This is a genomic window from Neorhizobium alkalisoli (assembly GCF_007829835.1).
In the GTDB taxonomy this organism is placed as follows: Bacteria; Pseudomonadota; Alphaproteobacteria; order Rhizobiales; family Rhizobiaceae; genus Neorhizobium.
On the sequence record NZ_VIWP01000022.1, the window covers coordinates 1 to 16,017 of the forward strand.

Here is a 16,017-nt window from a genome sequence, read left to right on the forward strand (position 1 = left end):
CATCCACATTCAGCGCTCAAGATGGCTTCCCCTCGGCAGTTCATCAGGGCAAAATCAATCTAGCCGACCTGTCCGGTGAAACGGGGAGCACTCCAGTATGGCTTGCGATCCTCGCGATACCCGTATTCTCGCTGGTCGTGGCCCAATGGGATATAAACAATGGCCCATCAATCGGCGGTGGGGGCTACGACCTGGGACCGTTCGTTTATTCCTGGCTGCTTATTATTATCACATTCATCTGGTCTCTCTGCGTTCTGGGGGTTGCGGTCTTTCGCCGGAGCCGGACCTCACCGCTGCTGACCTTTGGCCTGCCGGCAATTGGCGCCACTACATTCGCCATTCTCTTTCTAGTATACCAAAACAACCTTTTCTGAATATTTCGGTCGTTGGTGGTCCGACATGTCTACGCAGCGGGGGATGTCGCAGTCCTGCGCTTTTTCTTACTCACGGCGTCATTATTATTCGGTTCGGTGAGCATTGATGGAGTTCGCGGACGCGTTCCATGTCTCAGCAGCTTATCGCGTTTCTTCTCCGAGGCATTGTCGAGTGCTTGTTGGACCCTGTCGGTTTTCGAGAGCTCACTACTCATAAATTTACCTCAATAGACAGGCGACAACGCACCAAAAGAAAGGCGTGGTTGCCTGAGATAGCTTGGAACCGTTCTAATAAGCAATGGGTCGACCGATATGGGATTGGCCGATAGCACGTTCAGGCGACTGTCAGTATCATTGTCTAGAACCTCGATATTATTGACAATCAAAGGGTGGGTTCGATGCGCGTCTTCCATAAGTTTGTTGCCGCAGTTGCTGTGCTCTCAATTGCCACACCGGTGTTTGCTGCCTCTACCATCAAGGTTGTCGAGGGAGGTGAGGGCGGTGGCCCCATGACACTGACGCTGGACCAATCGACCATAAAGGCCGGTGAAACCACATTTCTGGTCCACAACGACGCGATGAGCGAAGAGCACGAAATGGTGCTCGTGAAGCTGAAGTCAGCCGACCAGGCGATCTTAGTGGTCAAGTCCAAGCACCGCGTCGATGAAAAAACCCTTAACAGCATGGGCGAAGTTTCCGAACTCAAACCTGGTGCGGACGGACAGTTGAAAGCCAAGCTTGCTCCCGGATCGTATGCCCTTCTGTGCAACATCAAGGGCCATTATGAAGCCGGTATGCATGCCATGCTGACGGTCACGCAGTGACCCGATCTAGCTTTTGGCACTTCCTTCTCTCGGAGATCGTCACATGCGATGTCCGAGAGCCTTCACATCGGATGAATAGGTGTACTTGTGTTCCGATCTGCCCCGCTGTCCTTTTCCCTGCCTCAACGTATCCTGCACTGGCTTACCGCCGCACTAGTCTTATTCAACCTCTTGCTTCCGGATGGCATGAGTGAATGGAACAGGAGTATCAAGCGAACCGGCGCGGCGTCCGCAGATCAGGTGACGAGCGCAAATATTCACGCCTATGTCGGCATCGCCATTCTCGTTCTTGTCGTCCTTCGGCTGATCATTCGCTTCATCCGCGGCGTCGCGGCAGCCCCGCCACAGGAGCCGGCAATTTTCCGCACGGCTGCCAAAGTTGCCCATGCCGCGCTCTACGTGTTGCTGCTCGCAATGCCTTTGACCGGTATGGCCGTATATTACCTTGGCTACGGCGGTGCAGGGGATCTACACGCCGATATCCTGAAGGTCATTCTCTGGGTGCTGATTGGCGGTCACGTGCTGGGCGCGCTTGCTCACCAATTCTATTGGAAAACAGATGTGCTGCGGAAAATGATAGTTGGTTAAACGGCTCGCTGGAAGGGATCAATGTCGATGCCACTCGACTAGCCAGTGGTGAGGGCGCAATCGCATTGTCCGTCAGGACTACGATGACCAATTAGCTTTTGGGTTTCTGCGGAAACCAACAATCCGATGTTACACCTTCTTACCCGTTTCTTCCAAGGACTGGAGGCGCGGGGGCAAGGATTGCTAGGATGCGGACTCATTAGCTGATGCGATCCATATCCTTGCGGCTGCGAGCTTGAGGGCGGCGAGATAGTTGTCTGCACGCCGGTCGTATCGCGTCGCAAGGCCCCGCATTTGCTTGATACGATTGAAGAACCGTTCCACAAGATTGCGCTGACGGTAGACACAGCGGCTGAAGCTGAATGTCTGCTTTCGATTGGCCTTTGTAGGTATGTTCGCCCAGCATTTGCGTTGCTTGGCAAAGTTACGAATTGCGTCGGTGTCGTATGCCTTGTCGGCAAGGATCGTCGCGCCGGGCTGTAGTTCGCTCAACAGCTTCTCAGCCATCGGTGCATCGGCGGCTTGGCCGGCGGTGAGTTCCAGCCGAACCGGCAATCCATCTGCATCGACAAGAGCATGGATTTTTGTCGTCAGGCCGCCGCGAGAACGTCCCATGCAAGGATCGGCAGCGCCCCCTTTTTAGCGTTGGCACCATGCTGGTGAACGCGAACACAAGAACTGTCGATCATCACGATGTCTCCATCGTAACGCTTTGAAACGGCGTCCAGAAGACGATCCCATACGCCCGCCTTGCGCCAACGGGAGAACCGATTGTAAAGCGTCGTACGTGGACCATAACGCTCCGGCACATCTCGCCAGGATGAACCAGTCCTGAAACGCCACAGGATGCCGTTGATCACCCGGCGGTCGTCGACGCGTTCAATTCCACGGCTATTGTTCGGCAAGAGAGGTGCGATGATAGCCCATTCTTCGTCGCTAAATTCGTGACGGCGCATGGCAAGCTCCTTTTAAGGAGATTGAATCACACGCAGCCAATGAGATGAACCCCGTTTATGGGGACACTGCCTAGCCTAAAGGTTGAACGATTGGATTTCATTCAATGTTGCATGGTCGTATGTTCGTGTCCTTTCAACGCGATGGAAATGGAGCCCGGTTCGGGAGACGCTACCGCCGACATCAATCGCGAGGCTAGTCAGCATTGAAGTGTTGAGTTTCAGCAGGATTTGTTCCATTTTTCCGTTTCGCATCGTCCCACCTAATCCGGTATACGTCGTTGACCATAAACATCTTTTTTGAGTTCGTGTGGATCACAGAAAAATGGAAATGTGGGTCAAAGCCTCGCGATAATTGACAGCCGCCCGCCTTCTTCAGGCGCGCGACGCTCGTCGCATCGCGGTCCGGCAAACGGCCCTTGAAGATTGGCGAGCCGCGCTGCGTCATCACGCCTTCGGTATCGATGGAATCCTTGACAGTGAACGGCGCGCCATGCAGCGCACCGAGTTCTTCGCTGGCCAGGACTGCGGCTTCCGCTCTTCGGGCTTCCTCCAGCGCCCCCTTCGCCACCGCGACGATCGCATTGACCTTGGGACCGATCGCTTCGATGCGGTCGAGATGGGCCTGTACCAACTCGACGGGAGATATCTCCTTGCGGCGGATGAGTTCGGCAAGTCTTGTGGCGTCGGAATAGATTAGTTCATTGCTCATGGTGTTCTCGCTAACTAACAGTTGGTAGGCAATGAAGAGCTAGCCCTTTACAATCTTGCCGTCAACCCCTATCTAACATTTGTTAGGCGAGGACGAAGGCGAAGGAACATACGTATGAGCGGAAATGCAAGAGAAGCCATTCTCGCGGCCGGACGCCTAAGTGCCCAATCGCACGGTTATGGTGGCCTCAACATGCGCGAGCTCGCAGCCGAAGTTGGCATCAAGGCCGCTAGCATCTACCACCACTTTCCGAGCAAGGCGGATCTCGCCGCAGCGATCGCCGAGCGTTACTGGCAAGACACGAAGGCGTGGCTTGAAGAGGTCGCGGCTGCCAATGGCGATCCGAAGGCTGCTTTGAAAAAGTATCCGGAGACGTTCCGGATGTCGCTGGAGAATGGCAATCGCTTGTGCCTCGGCAGCTTCCTCGGCGCAGAGTACGATGATCTCCCGGAGCAGGTCCGCCAACAGGTCCAGACTTTCGCCGACGTCAATATCGGCTGGCTTGCGGATCGGCTCGTCGACGCCGGCCTGACGGATGAGAAGGGAAGCGAAGCGCAGGCGAGATCAATCTTCGCCGCTGTCGCGGGAGCCCAGCTCCTGGCCCGCAGCCGTTCCGACATTTCGCTCTTCGATACCATGATCGACAGCTTTCAAGAGGCGGGCTTGATGCCAGGTTGATATTTCACCTAATCGGGTGAAGCTACTCGATCTTCAAGCCAATCGGCGATACTAGCCATGCCGTTTCATTTCTTCCACGGTCACAGGCGGACGCCGGAGGTTTAGCATTGGTTTTTTCCTGGGGTCGTCAAGGCGCTAGACATTCATCGCAAATGCCGCAGCCATCTTCGTCCATCATTGAGCGTAGGCGCTGGCGACAACAACAAGCGCAGATGGACATTTCGCCTTCAGTGGTTTGCTCCGGCGATAAGATTTCCAAGTCTGCGTCTGAATACGTGTGAATTGCTGAGTCGTCCATCTCGATGCTCCCAAGTCGAGGATTGGGCATCGAAATAGGATGAGATTTGCGACGAACAAGAGCCGTCAAATTTGCCGGAAAAATTTTCCGATGAGGTCTTGAACGGAGAAATCCGAAAAACCAAATCGATCGGCGCCGACGGCCCAATGAGGGGGTCGGTTGACCGAGGAAGCGGATGAACCGCTCCCTTCCATGTTGCTTTACGGAGGATATGGTTATGAGAACTGAACTGGATTTTGCCCCGCTGTACCGCTCGAGCATTGGCTTTGACCGTGTGTTCAACTTGTTGAACAATACGCAGCGCCTGAATGCCATTGATACCTGGCCCGCCTACGACATCGTCAAGACCGGCGAGGACGACTATCGCATCACCATGGCCGTGGCCGGCTTCGGCGAGGGCGATCTGGATATCACCCAGGAGCGCAACGTCCTGGTGATCAAAGGCGGTAAAGCCGAGGAGCTCCAGGGCGAGTGCCTCCACCGCGGCATCGCTGGTCGTTCGTTCGAGCGGAAGTTCGAGCTAGCGGATCATGTCAGGGTAGAGGGTGCTGATCTCAGGCACGGCCTGCTGACAATTGCTCTGAAGCGCGAGGTGCCGGAAGCGATGAAGCCCCGTAAGATCGAAATCGGCGTTGCACCGGCTAACGAACCGCTTCGTTTGGAAACTGACCGTCAGGTTGCCTGAGCATGAACTCGGCAGGCGGCGAGGGTATTCGCCGGCCAACCCGGAAAGATCATGATCGCGTGACGTTCGACTAGAATGTTTCGTATCACCTGTAGCTCGGCCGGCCTCATCGGGGCCGGCTTTCCCCTTTCATGCAGAGCAAAGAAGGAGGTTCCAATGTTACTCGCTCTGTTCGACAAACCAATCTACGCGCAGCGCCGGTATTTCGTGCAGGAAATCACCGGGCTGGATGACGTGTTCGATTTCCTCGACGAGTGGCCGCAGGAGAAGCGCAACCTTGTCTATGAGACGCTTATCCGTTACTGCCGAGAGGCTGCAAACGGTCGCTGGCCAATCGACGCGGTCCGCGAGAACTTTCGAGTGTTTCTGAGGCAGAATGACAAACTTGCCGAACTCGAAGATGCCCCACCGCATCTCCGGCGTGACACTTCCGTTAAGATCGGCGGAATGTAGGTTGCCGGCTTAGCTTCTTGGTGTCGGGATTAAACCGGCACCTTGATTACCATCCCCTAAAACACACCTATCGCGGTAAAGCTCTTGTGTTTGTAGGAAAGATGGTAGCGGAACCATACACGGCCGATGATCCTGAAACTCGCTTGGCGCTTTTCGACTTTGCCTTTGAGAATGCTCCGATCGGGATCGCCCTCGTCGATCTGGAGGGGCGCATCATTCGCGGTAATGCGGCTTTCACCAAGCTTTTATCGCTTCCTCTGGAGAAGGTGCTCGGGGCGCATTTCAGGGACTTCACCCATCCAGAGGATATCGAGGCGGACCTGATCCTATTCAAGCAGGTGCTGCAGGGAAGGCGGGACGGCTACACGATCGAGAAGCGTTACCTGCGGCCTTTCGGAGAGATTGTCCACGTCCTGATCCACGTGGCCGCTATGCGCGATGCTGACGGTCGAGTGGTACGCTTCATATTGCAGATCGAGGACATCACGACCCACAAGACTCATGAGCGCCAGCTCGCCGAGCGGGCAGCGCAGCTTGAGCTGGCGCTTAAAGCTGTCCGTGGCGGCTTTTGGCAAATGGATATCCTCATAAGCAAATTCGAGACTTCGGATCGACTGGCTCAGTTCATCGGTGGGCCGACTGCTGCGCGGCTCAACCTTGAGCGCTACGTCAACCAGGTCAACGTGAACGACGGCGCCCAAGCTGATCTGACGCCACTGATTGCCGGAAAGCTCGATCAGAATGTTGCCGAGTATCGTCTCGACACAGTTCAGGGCGAACGCTGGATGCGTTGTGATCGGCGGCTTTTGCGCGACAGCGACGGTCGTCCAGTCAAGATCGTGGGAATGGCAATCGACTTTACCAAAGATCGACGCCGCATCGAGATGCTGGAGGAGACAGCACGGACGGACGCGTTGACTGGCTGCTGAACCGGCGTGGGCTGTTGATTGAATTCACGGCTTTGCAATCTGCCGATGGCTTCGCTGTCCTAGCGCTCGACCTCGATGGGTTCAAGGACGTGAACGATGCTCATGGCCATGCGATGGGGGATGTTGTCCTGCAAACGACTTCTGCGCGCTTGACCTCCGCCGTCAGAGAAACCGATCTTGTCGCACGCACAGGCGGGGACGAATTTGTGGTGGTCGTCGCGGGCGATCAGTCCAGGGGGGAGGCGGCAGCTGAACGGATCCTTGCGCGGATGAGGGAACCCATCGCAATTGCCGATGAAATCGCCGATGTGCGCGCGAGCATCGGCGGAGTCTGGACGGGTGAGAAGCGTGATATGTCTGAGCTTCTTAAGGAGGCCGACGCGCTTCTTTACGATGCAAAGGCGTTTGGTAAGGATGCCGTCAAATTTCAGTCGACATCCCGGACAGCGAGTTGAGTAAGATCAAGCATCGGCACTTAGATTTTCAATCGGCCCAGTTTCCGGAGGAGGCTGGTTCAATTGTGTCACGGGCAGTCGCTGTCGATCGCCAATCTGCATCTCCGGTGATGTTGAAAGCGTTTATAGGAAGACCGCAAGTCCCTCCGTATTGACGACGTAGATGAACTCTTCCCATGCCTCAGTGGCAGAAGCGAAAGATTCATTCCAGTCGGTGAGCTGATCTTCCAGGCTAGTCACTTCCATCCGCCAATCGTCACTGCCTGAAGGGCGAAAGATTTCCACGACGACGGTTATGCCACCTTCAGTATAGCGGCCGGAGAGTTCTGAGCGTTCGGATAGCGGCTGATGCTGGTTCATTGCGTCACAGAAAATGTTGGCTCTTGGCTGATAATATGATGAGCCTCCGAGGTTGCAAGACGGAATGAAACTGAGGCCGAGCTTGTCCGTCTCAGCGCGGCGGTAATAAACGTGTCGCGCACTCGTATTGGTTCGACAGCAAGACCCTTGTGGGCTGTCGCTCCAAATATCGTGCTCTCTCTTACTTCGGCGGCCAAAGATAGGAATACACCATCGTCCGCGTGGCGTACTTCTCTCACCGCAGCATAAATTTTCCGACACCCCTGACTTTCAGACTTTTGGCTGAGGAACCAACTCTACGCTACCGTATTTCCAGAGGCAAAAACTATTAGGTTTATGTCTCATGCGGCAATTGCTTACCAGTCTAGTGCTCGTTTCCTGCCTCTTTCCGATCGGCATTGGTGGTTTGAAACTTGCCTCAAGTCTTTCTGAGCCAAGCCGGCCGCATCAATTCTCCGATCTCACGTCAGAGCCCCTTTGGAGCTCTGACGTGAGGCGGGTAAATCCCCTTCAACAAGCATATGAACGACTGCCGGCCACTATTTCGGAAGACACTTTGGTTGCCGAAACAAGTACGACGCAGGGTTCCAGCCTGTCGTCGAGCGATGACACTAAGATTGATACGTTCCAAGATAATATCGCGGCGCCAAAGGTAAATCCTCTGCATGTCCAAGCTGCGGCAAGGGCTCAGAAATGGTGCAGCACGCGCTATAGGTCCTACGACCCATCCGATAATACCTATCAACCCTACAGCGGGGGATCGCGACGGCTATGCAACCCACCTGTCGGAATCCTCACAGCAGCAAGTGAGCAAGAAGATCCATTAGCAGCAAATGGAAGCGTTTCGCATGCTCAGTGGTGCATGGAGCGCTACAGCTCCTATCGTATTGAGGATGATACTTACCAGCCATTTTCGGGTGGTCGGAGGAAATGTACGGGGCCGAGTTCGCTGTCTGCTAGCAACACGACAAAAGCCTTAGCGGATGCTTCAGCTGTCCAGTTCTAAGAACTCGCCGCCATATGACACTTCAGGTTACACCTGAATGTTCAGCCAGCGTTCAGTCGCGAGCGCGATATTCCGTCCACTTCTTTGATCAGTGAGGGTTTGGACCGGTGCTCGCAGATAGGTGCCATGATGTTTTTAAAGAATTTTTGTTCCAAGAGGTAAAAGACCAGAACGAAAAGCTTGACGAGAAACAACTGCTCTCGGCATTCAAAGCAGGCACAGTCGCAGCGAAGACGGGTATGGATATGGGGAACTGTCCCTTCAGTACCTCGAAGGACTCATCTGCATTTCTAGCATGGCTGGCAGGGTTTCGCTGTTGCTCTCGAAAGTCCAGCAGTTGAGCGAGCAGAAAAGTGTCTACCACCCCCGATTGTTCATGCTTTCCCTTGGCAATGCGCTGGCTGGGAAATCGGACCATAGTATCCCGCGGGAACACTGTCCCCGGAATTTCATTGTCCGAGCGCAAAAGAAATGGAGTTGCACGTGACTGACGACGTCTGGGACCGCCCAATCGAAGTGACTATTGATTGTGGTGACCACTTCCGAGTGGTCCGTAACAGTCGAGAGGCGGTCGAGTGCCTGATGACGTGTTGGCCACAAAGAGGCGGAAAAGACTTTTCGCAAGCACGGCGCGCCTGCATCGGCGCGTTGGAGGGAACAACATCTACGACCACAGCGGTTGCCGCTTTCACAGCGGCTGCCAAGTCAGCAGGCATCCTGCGCAACTGAAATTGAAGAGCGTCTGCCTCGCTTGCACGTGCGGTCAGTTATTTAACGCGCGGCTGATTGTAGTGCGGACGATCGTTCAGTCTGTTCTTTAGCGAATACTTCCTTGGCCCGTGTCTCATACCGGAAGAAGGGGAATGCGAAATGCCCTTCATTCAGCCGACAACGGCGGCGCTGACGCTTTCGTCCACATCTCGGCCGTCGAACGCGCTGGAATGCCCGAAGCAATTGAAGGCCACAAGATCGGCTTGGAGCTTGAGCGCGACAACAAGTCGGGCAAAATCTCGGCCTGCAACTCCAGGCTGCTTAATTCGGTCTATGCTTTCCTTTGACCATGGATGTACCGGCACTGCCGAAAGCATTTGCTTTATCAAGGTCAGGCACATCGCCTGGCCTTTTTTGCATAACCAAATATCCTTTGGAAGCAACATCGACTTACAGCAAATCCTGCGAGCAGGCGGAGATCGCTTTTTGCAGAACCCCGATTGAGCTCGTTGCCCAAGACGTCTCGGTCAATGAACTGAAATCGCTAGTTTAGGCCCGTAACGCCGCGGCTGCGTGAATCGCGCCTGGAGAAAGAGCAGGACGACTTAGCAGCAGTTTCGGCTTCCTCAGTCGGCCGTACCAAGTGCCGCAGACGTCTAGGATTTTCTCTTTCCCGCATTCAATGGCGAAATATATCCCGCCTGCGAGCGTCATTTCCTTGAACGCCTCCTCCCTTTCAACGCGCGGAGCGGTAGGAGCCACGTGAGGCAGGAAAAAAGCAAAAACACCCGCATTGGCTTGCGGGTGTTTAGCCTTCCTAGACTGAGCTTGGCGGAAGGTAGCCTATCCAGTTGGATGCTGCTCAGCGAACTTGTGCACTAAACGAATTTGAAGATGGTCGGTTCCAGCTCTTGTCACTATCTTCAAAGGCCGGCGAGCGTTGAGCTTGTTTACCCGGCCTCCAACGACGACCAATATCTCCTGGCATGTGATAGCAATCGTAAAATTTCGCGATAGTCGGTCCAACCATTTCCGTCCAGTCAAAGCGATCCAGACCGCCCTGAAGGAACTTTAGCATGACCCAGGCTTTCCATAGTGGATTTATGAGCGCGCTGAACGCCTCATCCATGGCTTCAGGGCACGATAATGTATCATTTAGGCCGCGTGATTGATCATGTTCATCTTCGTGTATCAGATCTCGAAAGGAGCCGGTGGTTTTATCGAGCCGTCTGTGACGCGCTCCATCTAGAAGACGTTTTCCAGAATTCGGCTGATCATTTCATCATCGACGAGATCTATGTCGATGCCGCCGATGAGTACGTATCTCGAATTCATCTCGCTTTTCAGGCTCGGTCGCAAGATGACGTCGACGCATTTCACCGGCTCGCCCTACGAGCCGGGGGCAGGTCGAACGGAGCGCCTGGCCTAAGGCCTTGCCATGATAGATATTACGCGGCCTTTGTGCTGGATCCAGATGGAAATAATATCGAGGCTGTCTGCGACGTGCCCAATTTTCGAAGTTCAGAATCTGTCGTTGTGAAAAGATCTTAGGATGGTGGCATTAGCTCATTTCGCTCCGGTGCATATGCCCGGGGAGCAGACACCTCAAATCGTTTTCTCGTCAGGCTTCAATGGAATATCTGGTTCTGTCTGAATAGATCGTACGGCCGCCGCTTGGAGCTCGTCGCGATCGTGCACGCCTCTGTTATAAAGCTTTGCGACCGCTGCGGTCAGCCTGCCGATCGCGGCCGGATCCCGCACGACGCCCTGAGCGCGCGCGACCTCCTTGACCACACTCGCACAAAAGCGCGCATCTTCTTTCGAGATCGGTGCTGGCACTCTTTATCTCCCCAAGATGGCCCACCCCACGAATGGGGCAGGCCACAGCTTATTTAAAAGTCCATGCCCGGGCCAGCGGGGAGGGCGGGGGCGGCGTCCTTCTTCGGCGTTTCGGCGATCATCGCTTCCGTTGTCACCAGGAGGCCGGCAACAGAGGCCGCATCCTGCAGGGCGGTGCGAACGACCTTGGCCGGGTCGATCACGCCCTGGGCATAAAGATCGCCGTACTCGCCGGTCTGCGCGTTCCATCCGAACGACAGGTCGGTCTTTTCGCGAAGCTTTCCGACCACGATCGAGCCCTCGGCGCCGGCGTTTTCGGCAATCTGGCGGATGGGTGCCTCGATCGCTCGGCGGACGATATCGATACCGACCCGCTGATCGTCGTTGGCAGTCGGCAGACCGTTGAGTGCCTTCACGGCGCGAAGCAGTGCAACACCGCCGCCCGGGAGGATGCCTTCCTCAACGGCAGCACGGGTCGCATGCAGTGCGTCATCGACGCGGTCCTTCTTCTCTTTCACCTCGACTTCGGTAGAGCCGCCGACGCGGATGACGGCGACACCGCCCGCGAGCTTGGCAAGCCGCTCCTGCAGCTTCTCGCGGTCGTAGTCGGAGGTGGTTTCCTCGATCTGTGCGCGGATCTGGGCGACACGTCCCTCGATCTCGGCCTTGGAACCGACGCCGTCGATGATCGTCGTGTTCTCCTTCTCGATCGCCACCTTCTTGGCGCGGCCGAGCATGTTCAGCGTGACGTTTTCCAGCTTGATACCGACGTCTTCGGAGATGACAGTTCCACCCGTGAGGATGGCGATGTCTTCGAGCATAGCCTTGCGGCGATCGCCGAAGCCCGGAGCCTTGACAGCAGCGATCTTCAGGCCGCCACGCAGCTTGTTGACGACGAGTGTTGCGAGGGCTTCGCCTTCGACATCCTCGGCGATGATCAGCAGAGGCTTGCCCGACTTCACCACGGCTTCCAGCACCGGCAGCAACGACTGAAGGTTGGAGAGCTTCTTCTCATGGATGAGGATATAAGGCTCTTCGAGCTCAACCCGCATCTTGTCCTGATTGGTCACGAAGTAGGGCGACAGATAACCCCGGTCGAACTGCATACCTTCGACGACTTCCAGCTCGGTCTCGGCGGTTTTGGCTTCCTCGACGGTAATGACACCTTCGTTGCCGACCTTCTCCATCGCTTCGGCCAGATACTTGCCGATCTCCTCGTCGCCGTTGGCCGATATGGTTCCGACCTGGGCAATCTCCGAATTGCTGGTGATCTTGCGGGCGTTCGCCTTCAGCTCTTTCACGACTGCATCCACGGCGATATCGATGCCGCGCTTCAGGTCCATCGGGTTCATTCCCGACGCAACCGCCTTGGCGCCTTCCTTAACGATTGCCTGGGCAAGCACAGTTGCCGTGGTGGTGCCGTCGCCGGCGAGATCGTTGGTCTTCGATGCCACTTCGCGCAGCATCTGTGCGCCCATGTTCTCGAACTTGTCTTCCAGTTCGATTTCCTTGGCGACGGAGACGCCGTCCTTGGTGATGCGTGGCGCGCCGAACGACTTGTCGATGACGACGTTGCGGCCCTTGGGACCAAGCGTAACTTTTACCGCATTGGCGAGAACATCGACGCCACGCAGCATGCGTTCACGGGCATCGGTGTTGAATTTGACTTCTTTCGCAGCCATTTGTTCACTCCTTCAATAGGCAGCTTTTTGACTGATGGGCGGTAATGCGTGATTACGCAGCCTGCTTCTGCTCGGCCTGGGCTTCGATAATGCCCAGGACGTCGCTTTCCTTCATGATCAACAGGTCTTCGCCATTGATCTTGATTTCGGTGCCTGACCATTTGCCAAACAGAATGCGGTCGCCCGCCTTGACGTCGAGCGCCTGGACCTGACCGGCTTCGTTGCGCGCGCCAGGACCGACGGCGACGACCTCGCCCTCGGAAGGCTTTTCCTTGGCGGTATCCGGAATAATGATGCCGCCTTTGGTCTTTTCCTGGGATTCGACCCGGCGAACGAGAATGCGATCGTGAAGTGGTCGGAACGACATGTTTTCCTCCATTGGACAAAAAAGATGACGCAAAATCCCTGCCGGACCGGGTGACCAATCCGGACGGGTGCGAACCTCGTCTGAGCGTTCGCGTGCAAAATCTATTTTCGAGATTTTTCGATTTCAAGAGGGTCGGCAAGAAAAATTAGCACTCAACGCTAACGGCTGCTAACATACTGGAAAGGAACAAGAAAGCGACTTGATGGTTCAAAAAATCGTTGCTGCCTACGCTATTTTACGCCACCTTTGGCAGTGTCACGAAACGGAGATGAAGCATGCAATTCTCGTCGGATCTGGAGCGTCAACTCAACGGCTACGGTCTCACCACCGCGCATATCCTATATCGCATTCCCGATTACGAATCTGTCCTGCAAACCTACGTTTGGCAGGACTACGATCTCGCACCAGACTTTCCAGAAATGCGCAAATTTCTGGACTTCTGGCGCGACAGCCTCGACGGACCGCTGCACTCCGTCCGCTATACACACCAGCGCCTGATCGGTCCAAATGAATGGCGCCGTGTCGAGGGCGAGTTCAAGCTTCAATGAACTCTTGAGTTTGATTTTTCCGCTTCCTAGCTGATCGACCGCCGAGGCGTTGACCTCGGTGTGAGAGCCGATTGCGTATGGAGTGACACCTTCATGGAAGAGAATATCAATATCATCAAGAGCGCTGGTATCGATGAACGCGAAGAGATCATCGTCGATTTCGCCCGATGGCTTGAAGCAGCGTCGCAGGACGCACTGGTTTATGGCGAAGGTCGCTTTGCCATGATGTCGGCCAGCATGGCGGAAGCGATGCGGGTCGATGCCGACGAACCTGCTCGTGATAATCCTGAAAACACAGAACGTGTCCTCCAGCAGGCCAGCGCGATGATGGCACAATTCAAGGCTGCGTATCCCCATCGGGTTATCAGTCGGTCTGTTCACTAAGGATGATGAGGCAGACGTGGTCTCGGGCCGTGGTCTAGGCCCGGAAATCCCCCGCGAGAATGCGAGCGAAAACATTGAAAGCAGCTGAGCCGACTTGAGGCAAAATTTTTCGCGCCGCGGATCTTGAATCCAGAACTCTCAAAAACCAAATCGTTTTTCGCCAGCTGCTGAACATAGAGCTGGCCTTGCTGGAAGCGCCGTCTTTCGGCGCTTCTGTACCCATGTTGCTTCAAGGAGGATATGGCTATGGCAACATCTTACGACTACGCACCGCTTTTCCGTTCGAGCGTCGGATTCGATCGGGTCTTCAATCTTCTCGAAAACGCCCAGCGCGCCCGCTCGATCAGCGATTGGCCGCCCTATGACATCGTCAAGACAGGCGACGACAGCTACCGGATCTCGATCGCAGTGGCAGGGTTTGCCCAGGACGATCTTGACATCACTTTCCAGTCCAACCTGCTGACTGTCACTGGCAAGAAGCAGGAGACGCCTGCGGATGCCTACCTGCATCGCGGCATCGCAGGTCGTCCGTTCGAACACCGGTTCGAGCTTGCTGACCATGTGCGGGTGAACGGCGCGGATCTGGGCAATGGTCTCCTGTCCATCGATCTTGTTCGTGAAATCCCGGAAGCCCTGAAGCCCAGGAAGATTTCGATCCAGAGCACGCCTGCTCTAACTCCGGCCGCTCCGGCTCAGATCGAAGCACATAAGGCGGCTTGATCGTTGAGTTCATCCACTAGGTCAGGGGCGCCATTCCCGTGGCGCCCGTTAACATTCCGGGTTGGGAAGGAGAGAGCGATGAAACCCGACATGTTTAGAGAACCGGTCACCATCCTTGTCGGCCTCGGCTTTCCGGCCGAGGTGCGAAGCGCAACGGATGCATATCGCCATCTTTGCGAATGGCCAGTGCGGTTGAGGGACCATGCCCACGCCGTCGCATTGAAGGCTTGTGGTGCGGCACTGCGTGGCGAAATCGAGGCCGAGACGGCACGTGGCCTGTTTGCGGCATTCGCTGAGAAACACGATTTGCTGGCGCCGGAAACGAGCGCCATCGCCGCGTCTCGCCTGCGGCGAGATCGGGATCCGCACATCCGGTGAGGAGGCGGCCATGCACAGCGAACTACAACGGGCCGCCGACCAAGCCGCGGCCATGGGACCAGCCGTTCTGGTCCCCGGTGTTCGGCTCTGCCGACCGATCGATGTCGTCGGCGCGCCGTCCCTTTCGGTCGATGATCGTCGCGTAATCCTTGCGGCTTGGGCATCCGACCTTTACGCGGTGGATTCTCAGCCGTCCCTGCGGCACATGCCGGGAACGCCCGGTCCCGTGTCGATCGACGAGGTGCAGGCGGCGTTAAGGGAACTTGATCGCCGATCTCATTATTGAGCGGAACGCTGGGGAGCAACCCATCGTTTGGGTGCTCTCGATGTAAGCCGAGTAACGGGGACGTTTCGCCGATTCGTCATCGATAGGCTATCTTGTCCGTGGCGTGCCGAAAGCCGGCTCCACGAGACGCAGGTAGTTCTTACTGGGCATACGGGGTCGATGGGGGAATCTTGCTCCCGGAATTTTGACGCTCGGTGGAGCCTTATCGAGCGATGTCACTTCTGGCAATGTCTTGGGCGCCGTCCGGCAGAAAGCAGTGGTGCCCACATACGTTCAGACTGCCAACATCGTGCGGATCATCGTACCACCTCATCGGATACATAGGGCTTGGGCTTAAAGGGCGAGCCTTCTGGAAGCGTCTCTGCTCCAGGGAAACGGTGACCGGATGTCACAATGATCTTTATCGGTGGCCAGCGGTCTCGAACGAAGCCGGCTAGCCGAATGCCGTCCATCGTGCCCGGCATATCCACGTCGGTGAATACAAGCGAAACTTCAGGATGTCGTTCAATTATTCTTATCGCATCGTCGGCGGAGCCTGCCTCCAACACAACAAACCCTTCATCCTCCAACTCGGCGGAGATTGATAACCGAAGAAGGGGCTCGTCGTCGACAACGAGCACGACTACAGGCTCCGTGGCATTTGCTGCTCGCTTCTTTTAAAGAGGATGCTCCCGAGATGTAGCGCGAGCTGTATGTCATTTGACATAGCTATGCCTCTGTCCTGGAAAATCCTGTGGCGACCATCACTGTTGCTATGGGTAGCGTTACTTTTATGAGCGCCCCATTG

General features: G+C 55.7%; 24 protein-coding genes. 17 read left to right on the plus strand and 7 right to left on the minus strand.

The window, feature by feature from the left end:
- The 3 genes from FHW37_RS33880 to FHW37_RS32685 all read left to right on the plus strand — a co-directional run.
- A partial coding sequence (locus FHW37_RS33880; protein WP_186458521.1) for a hypothetical protein occupies positions 1 to 374 on the plus strand: 374 nt, incomplete at its 5' end.
- Positions 375 to 772: 398 nt separating this feature from the next.
- Positions 773 to 1,198: a plastocyanin/azurin family copper-binding protein gene (locus tag FHW37_RS32680; protein ID WP_145643740.1), complete on the plus strand. Its 426-nt coding sequence runs from the start codon at positions 773 to 775 to the stop codon at positions 1,196 to 1,198.
- A gap of 87 nt (positions 1,199 to 1,285) precedes the next feature.
- Positions 1,286 to 1,786 (plus strand): cytochrome b, encoded by a 501-nt coding sequence (locus FHW37_RS32685; RefSeq protein ID WP_145643741.1) that lies wholly within the window; start codon positions 1,286 to 1,288, stop codon positions 1,784 to 1,786.
- Positions 1,787 to 1,969: 183 nt separating this feature from the next.
- On the opposite strand, the gene FHW37_RS32690 is transcribed toward FHW37_RS32685, so the two are convergent.
- Together FHW37_RS32690 and FHW37_RS32695 are read right to left on the minus strand one after the other, a co-directional pair.
- Positions 1,970 to 2,742, minus strand: a protein-coding gene (locus tag FHW37_RS32690) for an IS5 family transposase (protein WP_145643742.1) whose coding sequence is annotated in 2 segments (ribosomal slippage) — positions 1,970 to 2,419 and positions 2,422 to 2,742 — 771 coding nt in all. Because the reading frame shifts where the segments join, the coding sequence is not laid out codon by codon here.
- Between the two features lie 193 nt (positions 2,743 to 2,935).
- Positions 2,936 to 3,451: an amidase family protein gene (locus FHW37_RS32695; RefSeq protein ID WP_246691052.1), complete on the minus strand. Its 516-nt coding sequence runs from the start codon at positions 3,449 to 3,451 to the stop codon at positions 2,936 to 2,938.
- A 114-nt stretch (positions 3,452 to 3,565) separates the two neighbouring features.
- Here FHW37_RS32695 and FHW37_RS32700 point away from each other — a divergent pair, with 114 nt between their 5' ends.
- The 5 genes from FHW37_RS32700 (at position 3,566) to FHW37_RS32720 (ending at position 6,949) form a co-directional block, all read left to right on the plus strand.
- Positions 3,566 to 4,129, plus strand: a complete 564-nt coding sequence (locus tag FHW37_RS32700) for a TetR/AcrR family transcriptional regulator (protein WP_145643743.1) — start codon at positions 3,566 to 3,568, stop codon at positions 4,127 to 4,129.
- Between the two features lie 515 nt (positions 4,130 to 4,644).
- A complete protein-coding gene (locus FHW37_RS32705) occupies positions 4,645 to 5,112 on the plus strand; it encodes an Hsp20 family protein (RefSeq protein ID WP_145643744.1) in 468 nt (155 codons plus the stop codon).
- A 156-nt stretch (positions 5,113 to 5,268) separates the two neighbouring features.
- On the plus strand, positions 5,269 to 5,565 hold the full coding sequence (locus FHW37_RS32710; protein WP_145643745.1) for a DUF982 domain-containing protein: 297 nt from the start codon (positions 5,269 to 5,271) through the stop codon (positions 5,563 to 5,565).
- Between the two features lie 143 nt (positions 5,566 to 5,708).
- On the plus strand, positions 5,709 to 6,494 hold the full coding sequence (locus tag FHW37_RS32715) for a PAS domain S-box protein (RefSeq protein WP_186458523.1): 786 nt from the start codon (positions 5,709 to 5,711) through the stop codon (positions 6,492 to 6,494).
- A gap of 11 nt (positions 6,495 to 6,505) precedes the next feature.
- A complete protein-coding gene (locus FHW37_RS32720) occupies positions 6,506 to 6,949 on the plus strand; it encodes a GGDEF domain-containing protein (RefSeq protein WP_281407297.1) in 444 nt (147 codons plus the stop codon).
- Positions 6,950 to 7,072: 123 nt separating this feature from the next.
- On the opposite strand, the gene FHW37_RS32725 is transcribed toward FHW37_RS32720, so the two are convergent.
- Positions 7,073 to 7,309, minus strand: coding sequence for a hypothetical protein (locus tag FHW37_RS32725; RefSeq protein ID WP_145643748.1), 237 nt, complete (start codon positions 7,307 to 7,309; stop codon positions 7,073 to 7,075).
- 343 nt (positions 7,310 to 7,652) lie between these two features.
- Between FHW37_RS32725 and FHW37_RS34750 the strand changes: the two genes are divergently transcribed.
- The 4 genes from FHW37_RS34750 to FHW37_RS32745 all read left to right on the plus strand — a co-directional run bounded on the left by FHW37_RS34750 (position 7,653) and on the right by FHW37_RS32745 (position 10,577).
- Positions 7,653 to 8,315 (plus strand): BA14K family protein, encoded by a 663-nt coding sequence (locus FHW37_RS34750; RefSeq protein ID WP_145643749.1) that lies wholly within the window; start codon positions 7,653 to 7,655, stop codon positions 8,313 to 8,315.
- 471 nt (positions 8,316 to 8,786) lie between these two features.
- Positions 8,787 to 9,044 (plus strand): DUF982 domain-containing protein, encoded by a 258-nt coding sequence (locus FHW37_RS32735; RefSeq protein WP_246691054.1) that lies wholly within the window; start codon positions 8,787 to 8,789, stop codon positions 9,042 to 9,044.
- A gap of 134 nt (positions 9,045 to 9,178) precedes the next feature.
- A complete protein-coding gene (locus FHW37_RS32740; protein ID WP_145643751.1) occupies positions 9,179 to 9,373 on the plus strand; it encodes a cold-shock protein in 195 nt (64 codons plus the stop codon).
- A gap of 796 nt (positions 9,374 to 10,169) precedes the next feature.
- Positions 10,170 to 10,577, plus strand: a complete 408-nt coding sequence (locus FHW37_RS32745) for a VOC family protein (protein ID WP_145643769.1) — start codon at positions 10,170 to 10,172, stop codon at positions 10,575 to 10,577.
- 54 nt (positions 10,578 to 10,631) lie between these two features.
- On the opposite strand, the gene FHW37_RS32750 is transcribed toward FHW37_RS32745, so the two are convergent.
- From FHW37_RS32750 to FHW37_RS32760, 3 genes are read right to left on the minus strand one after another with little or no spacing between them, the layout of a single operon-like run.
- Positions 10,632 to 10,865 (minus strand): hypothetical protein, encoded by a 234-nt coding sequence (locus tag FHW37_RS32750; RefSeq protein WP_145643752.1) that lies wholly within the window; start codon positions 10,863 to 10,865, stop codon positions 10,632 to 10,634.
- Between the two features lie 53 nt (positions 10,866 to 10,918).
- A complete protein-coding gene (groL, locus tag FHW37_RS32755) occupies positions 10,919 to 12,547 on the minus strand; it encodes a chaperonin GroEL (RefSeq protein ID WP_145643753.1) in 1,629 nt (542 codons plus the stop codon).
- Positions 12,548 to 12,599: 52 nt separating this feature from the next.
- Positions 12,600 to 12,914 carry a co-chaperone GroES gene (locus tag FHW37_RS32760; protein WP_145643754.1) on the minus strand — a complete coding sequence of 105 codons (315 nt, stop codon included), beginning with the start codon at positions 12,912 to 12,914 and terminating at the stop codon, positions 12,600 to 12,602.
- A gap of 275 nt (positions 12,915 to 13,189) precedes the next feature.
- Here FHW37_RS32760 and FHW37_RS32765 point away from each other — a divergent pair, with 275 nt between their 5' ends.
- The 5 genes from FHW37_RS32765 (at position 13,190) to FHW37_RS32785 (ending at position 15,230) form a co-directional block, all read left to right on the plus strand.
- Entirely contained in the window at positions 13,190 to 13,462 is a 273-nt protein-coding gene (locus FHW37_RS32765) for an usg protein (RefSeq protein WP_112821152.1), read from the plus strand.
- 93 nt (positions 13,463 to 13,555) lie between these two features.
- Positions 13,556 to 13,846, plus strand: coding sequence for a hypothetical protein (locus FHW37_RS32770; RefSeq protein ID WP_145643755.1), 291 nt, complete (start codon positions 13,556 to 13,558; stop codon positions 13,844 to 13,846).
- 246 nt (positions 13,847 to 14,092) lie between these two features.
- On the plus strand, positions 14,093 to 14,566 hold the full coding sequence (locus FHW37_RS32775) for an Hsp20 family protein (protein WP_145643756.1): 474 nt from the start codon (positions 14,093 to 14,095) through the stop codon (positions 14,564 to 14,566).
- Between the two features lie 78 nt (positions 14,567 to 14,644).
- Positions 14,645 to 14,944, plus strand: coding sequence for a DUF982 domain-containing protein (locus FHW37_RS32780; RefSeq protein WP_145643757.1), 300 nt, complete (start codon positions 14,645 to 14,647; stop codon positions 14,942 to 14,944).
- 10 nt (positions 14,945 to 14,954) lie between these two features.
- Positions 14,955 to 15,230, plus strand: a complete 276-nt coding sequence (locus tag FHW37_RS32785) for a hypothetical protein (protein ID WP_145643758.1) — start codon at positions 14,955 to 14,957, stop codon at positions 15,228 to 15,230.
- A 296-nt stretch (positions 15,231 to 15,526) separates the two neighbouring features.
- Here FHW37_RS32785 and FHW37_RS32790 read toward each other — a convergent pair whose 3' ends face one another.
- Complete coding sequence (locus FHW37_RS32790) at positions 15,527 to 15,850, minus strand: response regulator (protein ID WP_145643759.1); 324 nt, start codon at positions 15,848 to 15,850, stop codon at positions 15,527 to 15,529.
- Between the last annotated feature and the right edge of the window lie 167 nt (positions 15,851 to 16,017).